General features: G+C 67.6%; 5 protein-coding genes. 3 read left to right on the top strand and 2 right to left on the bottom strand.

All coding sequences use genetic code 11. The features are described 5' to 3' along the window. Positions 1 to 71: 71 nt before the first annotated feature. Positions 72 to 1,274 (bottom strand): transglycosylase family protein, encoded by a 1,203-nt coding sequence (locus JAO81_RS22670; protein ID WP_199549748.1) that lies wholly within the window; start codon positions 1,272 to 1,274, stop codon positions 72 to 74. Between the two features lie 620 nt (positions 1,275 to 1,894). Here JAO81_RS22670 and JAO81_RS22665 point away from each other — a divergent pair. From JAO81_RS22665 to JAO81_RS22655, 3 genes are read left to right on the top strand one after another with little or no spacing between them, the layout of a single operon-like run. After that, positions 1,895 to 3,448 (top strand): amino acid adenylation domain-containing protein, encoded by a 1,554-nt coding sequence (locus JAO81_RS22665; protein WP_199549747.1) that lies wholly within the window; start codon positions 1,895 to 1,897, stop codon positions 3,446 to 3,448. After that, positions 3,448 to 4,731, top strand: a complete 1,284-nt coding sequence (locus JAO81_RS22660) for a hypothetical protein (protein ID WP_199549746.1) — start codon at positions 3,448 to 3,450, stop codon at positions 4,729 to 4,731. Before JAO81_RS22665 ends, JAO81_RS22660 begins: the two co-directional genes overlap by 1 nt. After that, positions 4,728 to 5,516: an enoyl-CoA hydratase-related protein gene (locus JAO81_RS22655; RefSeq protein ID WP_307813566.1), complete on the top strand. Its 789-nt coding sequence runs from the start codon at positions 4,728 to 4,730 to the stop codon at positions 5,514 to 5,516. Before JAO81_RS22660 ends, JAO81_RS22655 begins: the two co-directional genes overlap by 4 nt. Positions 5,517 to 5,524: 8 nt before the next feature. On the opposite strand, the gene JAO81_RS22650 is transcribed toward JAO81_RS22655, so the two are convergent. Beyond that, positions 5,525 to 6,568 carry a hypothetical protein gene (locus tag JAO81_RS22650; RefSeq protein WP_199549745.1) on the bottom strand — a complete coding sequence of 348 codons (1,044 nt, stop codon included), beginning with the start codon at positions 6,566 to 6,568 and terminating at the stop codon, positions 5,525 to 5,527. Positions 6,569 to 6,716: the final 148 nt, after the last annotated feature.

Here is a 6,716-nt window from a genome sequence, read left to right as displayed (position 1 = left end):
AGCGGGCGCGGGCCCCGCAAGGGGCCGGGGCGGCGGGGGGGGGCGCGGCGACAACTCGGTGGTGAACAGATTCAGCGGGCTGTCACGCCGTGGCCCGCCAGGTAAGCGATCGGGTCGACGTGCGCGTCGTAGTTGTTGCTCGTGCGAGCCTCGAAGTGCAGGTGCGGACCTGTGGAGTTGCCGGTGCTGCCGGCCAGGCCGATCTGCTGGCCGCCGTCCACCGTCTGGCCCGTGGACACGGACAGCGAACTGAGGTGCGCGTACAGCGTGTAGAGCCCGTCGTTCATCTGTAGTACGACGGCGTTTCCGTAGGCACCGTCCCAGCCGGCGGACACGACAGTGGCGTCTCCCACCGCAACGATCGGGGTGCCGCTGGGCACAGCGAAGTCGACGCCCGTGTGGTAACCGGCCGCCCAGGCACCGGACTGGCGGTAGGCCGTGCTGATCGTCCCGCCGTCGACAGGCAGGGTCCAGCCGGGCCCGGCAGATGCGGGCTGCGAAGGGGCATCGGCCTTGGCCTCGGGCTGCGGCGCTGCAGACTCGGGCGCGTCGTTCTGGGAGGTGTCGGCGGTCGCCTGGGGGTCCCCGGTGGGCGGAGTGTCGACAGCGCTGCTGGGCGAGTCGTAGTGGAGCCGCTGGCCTGGGAGGATCAGGTTCGGGTCCTCACCGATAATCTGGCGGTTCGCCTCGTACAACTCCTGCCAGGTGAGGTCCCGGTCTGTTGCGATCGAGCCGAGCGTGTCACCTTGCTGGACCGTGTAGCGGTACTGAGCGCCGGCGTCGGACGACGCGGGTTCGGCTGACTGCTCGGGGATTGTGGGTGCCGGCGCGACGGGAGCCTGGTCGCCCTGCTCCTGCCCGGCCTGACCGTTGCTGGGCGGGGTGCCGAATTCAGGTGCGGGGCCGCCCTGGGTGAGGCCGGCCTGTACCGAGCAGGTCGGCCAGGCGCCGGGCCCCTGCCCTGCGAGCACCTTCTCGGCGACGGTGATCTGCTGCTCCTTGGTCGCGAGGTCGGCGCGCTCGGCGTACTGACCGCCGCCGAACGCTTCCCAGGTGCTCTGTGAGAACTGCAGACCGCCGTAGTAGCCATTGCCGGTGTTGATGTTCCAGTTCCCTGTCGACTCGCACTGAGCGACCTTGTCCCAGGTGGAGACCGGAGCGGCGCTGGCTGAGGTCGCGGACAGGGCCGCGACGACAGGCGCAGTGACCGAGACCACGCTCACGGATATGGCGCGGCGATGGCGGCGGATCTTGGGTTTGCGATGGGTTCCCATGGAGCGTTTCCTTCGGGTCGGGTCGGGGCAGGGTCCGGCCCGCAGCGGTGCGAGCAGGTGCGGCGCGACGGCGCGGCACCGAGCCATGGGCTGTGCGCGGGCTTGACGACACTTCGTTGGGGCTGAGAAGTCGGACCCCGGGTCGTTGCCTGGCGATGCGGATCCGGGGGAGATCCGGCGTGTCGCGCCGACCCTTCGAGACTGCGGGACCGGGGCGCCCGGAAACGTCGGCGGAAGTTGACACCTGGGTCGACGAAGTGCGGGAAATGCCGCATCGAACGTGGACGTGCTGTGACGCATGCGCCGGGGCCGGCGGACTCGAGCGCCAGGGGCCCTCAGGCGCAGTGAGCGCTCCGGGGGTGCCGCGGCCCGGGCCGGGCGATGGAAAACCGGGCCGCGACGGGGAGCCCGTTTGCTCCTGTCTCGGGGAGCAGGCTGCGATGGGATCGTCACGCAGTTGAGGCGCGACGAGTCGGCCACTCGAGTTCTTAAGCAACTGTTACGGATCGTCCTTTTGTGCCCTGATCAGGGCGAACCCGAAGTTAACTGTCCATGTGCCACCGGAACCCCTGATGTACCGGGAGGCCCATGGATCCCGCTACATGAAAGGACGGCCGTAGATGTCCCACCTCATGCCCGAAGGGCCGGGCGCTGACCTCACCGGACGTTTCGGCCGCGGGCCCGTGGTCTCGTTGCCGTACACCCGCATTCACCACGCTTTCGAGGCATGGGCGACGGCCCAGCCCAGCGCTGTCGCCGCCGAGCACCTGGGTGAGTCCATCACGTACGCAGAGCTCGACCGGCAGGCCGACCGGCTCGCGAGCCGCCTCGTTGCCCACGGCATCGGGCCCGGGGACACCGTCGGTGTGTTCGTGCAGCGTTCGATACCCATGCTGGTCGGCATCCTGGGCACCTTGAAGGCCGGTGCTGCGTATGCGCCTCAGCACATCGGCGTCGCACCGGAGTCGCAGCTGCGCCATGTGGTGCGCAGCGCATCGATCCGCGTCGTGCTGACACTGTCGCGCCTGGCTGATCAGGTCCCGCGAGGGATGGGAACACAGGTGCTCGCCGTCGATCAACTGATGGCGGACGGTCCCGAACTCACCTCTGTGCATGAGCAGTTCGTGCCCACGCGGCCCGCGAGCCCGGATGGCGGCTGCTACGTCCTGTTCACGTCGGGCACCACGGGCGCCCCCAACGGTGTCACTGTCACGCACCGCAACGTGTGCAACCTCCTGCTCACGGAGCCGGGCAACCTCGGTATTGGCCCTGGCCTGCGCGTCGGGCAATTGCTCAGCATCGCCTTCGACATGGCGGCATGGGAGATCCTGGGCACGCTGTCTGCCGGGGGGACGCTGGTCATCCGCGGCAAGTCGATTGCCGAGACGGCCGAGCAAGTCGACGTCGTCATCGCCACACCTTCCATCCTCGCCACCCTGGACGTGGATCGCTGCCGTCGGGTGAAGACCGTCGCCGTAGCGGGCGAGCCCTGCCCGCGCTCGCTCGCCGACCGTTGGGCAGCCTTCTGCACCTTCTACAACTCCTGCGGGCCGACCGAGACGACCATCGTGAACACGATGCAGCGCCACCGGCCGGGAGCCCTGCGCCTCACGATCGGGCGTCCCACGCCCAACAACACGGTCTACGTCCTCGATGACGAGGGCCGGATGTGTGGAATCGGCGAGACGGGCGAGATGTGGGCCGGCGGTGACTGCGTGTCCGCGGGATATCTCGGCAACCCCGAGCTCACCGCCGAGCGCTATGCCCCTGATCCCTTTCTGGGCGGAGGCAAGCGGATGTTCCGTACCAAGGATCTCGGCCGGTGGACCCCCGACGGAGACCTCGAGCACCTCGGCCGGACGGACGATCAGGTCAAGGTCCGCGGATTCCGGGTCGAGCTCGACGCAGTGTCCGCCGTGCTCGAATCGGTGCCCGGCTGCACCCGGGCGGTCACGCTCAAGGTCGACAACAAGACGCTGGTCGCGTTCGTGATGCCGGCAGAAGTCGATCCCGAGCAGGCCCGGACGACCGTGACAGACGCCTTGCCGTACTACTGCGTCCCCGCAGCTGTACACCCCGTGGTCGATTTTCCCAGGACCAGCCGCGGGAAGATCGACAAGGCGGCCCTGCTCGCCCTCGCCTCCACCCTCGGACTTTCGGCCGAGGCAGCCTGATGACCAGCGCTCGCATCCACTCTCCGGTAGCCCATGAGATCGAACTGCCGCCCCTGGCACCGCCGTTGCGCCGGCTGTTCAAGCATCCGCGCTTGATGCACCACAACCGGCTGGCCGCCTTCGTCCTCGTGTTCAACCTGGCCTACCTCGGGTTCGGCCTCGCCTCCGGCGGCATACCGAGTGACGCCCTCGCCAATGCGGCACTGCTGAACCTAGCCCTCGCGATCGTGATCCGGCAGCAGTACGTCATCAACGGGCTGTTCCGCCTGGCCACGTCGGCCCCGACCAACTGGCCTCTGAGGGTCCGCTGGACGCTTGCGAAGGTCTACCACTTCGGAGGGCTGCACATCGGCGGTGCCCTCGCGGGCAGCCTGTGGTTCATGGCACTGACTTGCGTGCTCACCTTCGGCTCCACCGACGCGGGGGCTTTGGCCGTCACCGTGTCCTGGGTGCTCGTGGTGCTCTTGGCCCTGATGGTGATCACCGCACTGCCGACCCTCCGGGCCCGCTTCCACGACCGCTTCGAGGAGACACACCGTTACGGCGGCTGGGCAGCGCTCGTCCTCTTTTGGATCCAGAGCGCCCTGACGGCGTCGGAACCTGGCCTGTGGATGCTCGCCGTGCTGACGGTGAGCATCGCACTGCCCTGGCTGCGCCTGCGCAAGGTGGCCGTCACCGTGGAACGCCCCTCGTCGCATGTGGCCCTGGTCCACTTCGACTACGGCGTGACGCCGTTCGCAGGCTCCTCCACGGCCATCAGCCGCAGCCCGCTGCGCGAATGGCACTCGTTCGCCAACGTCCCTACGCCAGGCCGGGACGGGTTCCGACTCACCGTCTCTCGGGCCGGCGACTGGACAGGCTCATTCATCGACGATGTCCCGTCCCATGTGTGGGTCAAGGGCATCCCCACCGCCGGGGTCGCCAACATCGAGACGTTGTTCAAGAGGGTTGTGTACGTCGCGACCGGCAGCGGCATCGGACCGTGCCTGCCCCATCTGCTCGCCGCCAAGGTGCCGGCACGCCTGGTCTGGGCGACCCGTAGCCCCCGCACCACGTACGGAGACGGGCTGATCGACGAGATCCTCGCGGTCCAGCCGGACGCGACCATCTGGGACACCTCCGAGCACGGCAAGCCCGACATGGTGCGCCTCGCCTATGCCGCCTATGCGGAGTTCGACGCTGAGGCAGTCATCTGCATCTCCAACAAGAAACTCACCTGGCAGGTCGTCAGCGGCCTGGAGAGCCGGGGGATACCCGCCTACGGAGCCATCTGGGACTCATGAACATGAACTATGCGAACACGGAATACGTGAAGATTGATCGCCAGGACCGCGTCATCACAGTGCAGCTGCACCGCCCCGAAGCGCGCAACGCACTCAGCAGTGCGCTCATGCACGAACTGGTCGACACCCTGCGCCCTCTCGACCAGGACCCGTCGGTCGGCTGCTTCGTCATCACCGGATCCGACCGGTTCTTCGCCGCAGGCGCGGACATCAAGGAGATGGCCGCCAAGTCACACATGCAGGTCACCGCGGAGGACTACTTCGCAGGCTGGGAAGGCTTCACCTCGCTGCGAACCCCGAAAATCGCGGCAGTTGCCGGATACGCCCTCGGCGGTGGGTGTGAGCTGGCCATGATGTGCGACATCGCCTTCGCCGCTGAGAGCGCGCGCTTCGGGCAGCCGGAACTCGCGCTCGGGGTGATCCCCGGCATCGGCGGCACCCAGCGACTCACCGGCCTGGTGGGCAAGGCCAAGGCGATGGACCTGATCCTCACCGGCCGGACCATGGACGCGGCCGAGGCCGAGCGCTCCGGACTGGTTGCCAGAGTCATTCCAGACGCGCAGCTCATGGCGGAGACCCAGGCTGCTGCTGTGCAGATCGCTGCGTACAGCAAACCGGCCGTGATGGCGGCCCGGGAATGCGTGGACCGGGCGCTGGAGGGCGGCCTGCGAGAAGGGTTGCTCTATGAACGGAGGGTCTTTCACGGCTTGTTCGCGACCAAGGACCAGCGCGAGGGTATGCAGGCGTTTCTGGAGAAGCGCGCACCACGGTTTACTGGCCGGTAGTACATCAGTCAGGAGACATGCCAGGAGGACAGCGTCAGCTGGCCGGGCGTCTCCTGACGGGTCACGTGCAGCTGCCCGGCTTCGGAAAGGGTGGCGAGGGTGAGACGGCCCAGTCCGTCGACGGCCAGCGCCGGGGCGCCTGAGCCGTCGTCGTCGAGCCGGGCCCCGGATGCGCCGGCCCCGGGCTGTTGGGGGTCGTGGGTCATCAGGACCAGTTGGTTCCCCTGGTCGCGCAGTGCGAGCACACTGAACTCCCTGCCCTGAAGCACGCACGGCACAGCGGCCGCGGCACCCTGCAGAGGGCCCTGGGCAATGATGTGGGAGCTATGTCCAGGGAGGTGGGCGATGACGTTGCCGTGCTGCCCGTCGATCCAATAGTGGACGAGGCCGGCAGAGGCCGACGAGACTGTGGAGATCGATCCCGGTCTGGCGGACAAGGGAATGTCGTCACCGCGTACCGGATCGGCACCGGCCTTTGCCTGCTGCCAGCAAAGAACCCTGTCCTGTGCGGGGGCAAGGACTTCGACATGGCCGGATGCAGAGGTGTGGGCCGTCAGCCCGTCCAGGACATGGGTTCCTTTGAGGTTGGTCCACGCTCCCCAAGGCCCTTTCGTGCTTTCCTTTGCCATCTGGACGCCGTGGCCCGCGTTCCGTATGAACACGTACAGGGAGCCCTCGTGATCGACGGTGCAGGAAGGTATGCCGACGCGTTGTGCTCGCCCTGAGTCCCGGTAGGGATTCCCCAGCGAGTGCCAGCTGCCGAGAGAGCGCCCACTCTGGTACTGCACCGCGTGCACGAAGTCGACCACGACGGTGCCGTCCGCCTCGGTCCTGCTGCGGCGTCCGAGGAGATGGACGTACCCCGCCTGCGACTGGGCGAGTGCCAGGTGCGTCAGGTCGGGGATGGCGAATGTCTGGGTGTTCCACTGCGGCCCTCCGGGCCTGGTCTCCGTCCAGCGGCGTACGCCCTCGGCGCACAGGGCGTACGCGGTCAGCCGGCCGTCCTTGCCGAGGAAGAGCCACTGGTTTGTGGTCGGGGCATGCACAGTCATTGCAGTGTTCTCTCGTCAGCGGCAGGGGCACAGGGCATGAAACGCCCAATGGGGAGATCCACAATCTATGCGCCCGTTCGTGGCGATGAATCGATCAAAAGTTGACCTGTGCAAGGCGATGGATGAGGACGTAGGTCGAGGCGAAACC

It is taken from the genome of Streptomyces sp. N35, assembly GCF_016464295.1.
In the GTDB taxonomy this organism is placed as follows: Bacteria; Actinomycetota; Actinomycetes; order Streptomycetales; family Streptomycetaceae; genus Streptomyces.
Note: the sequence above shows the minus strand (reverse complement) of the source record. Positions and strands in the feature narration are given on the sequence as shown.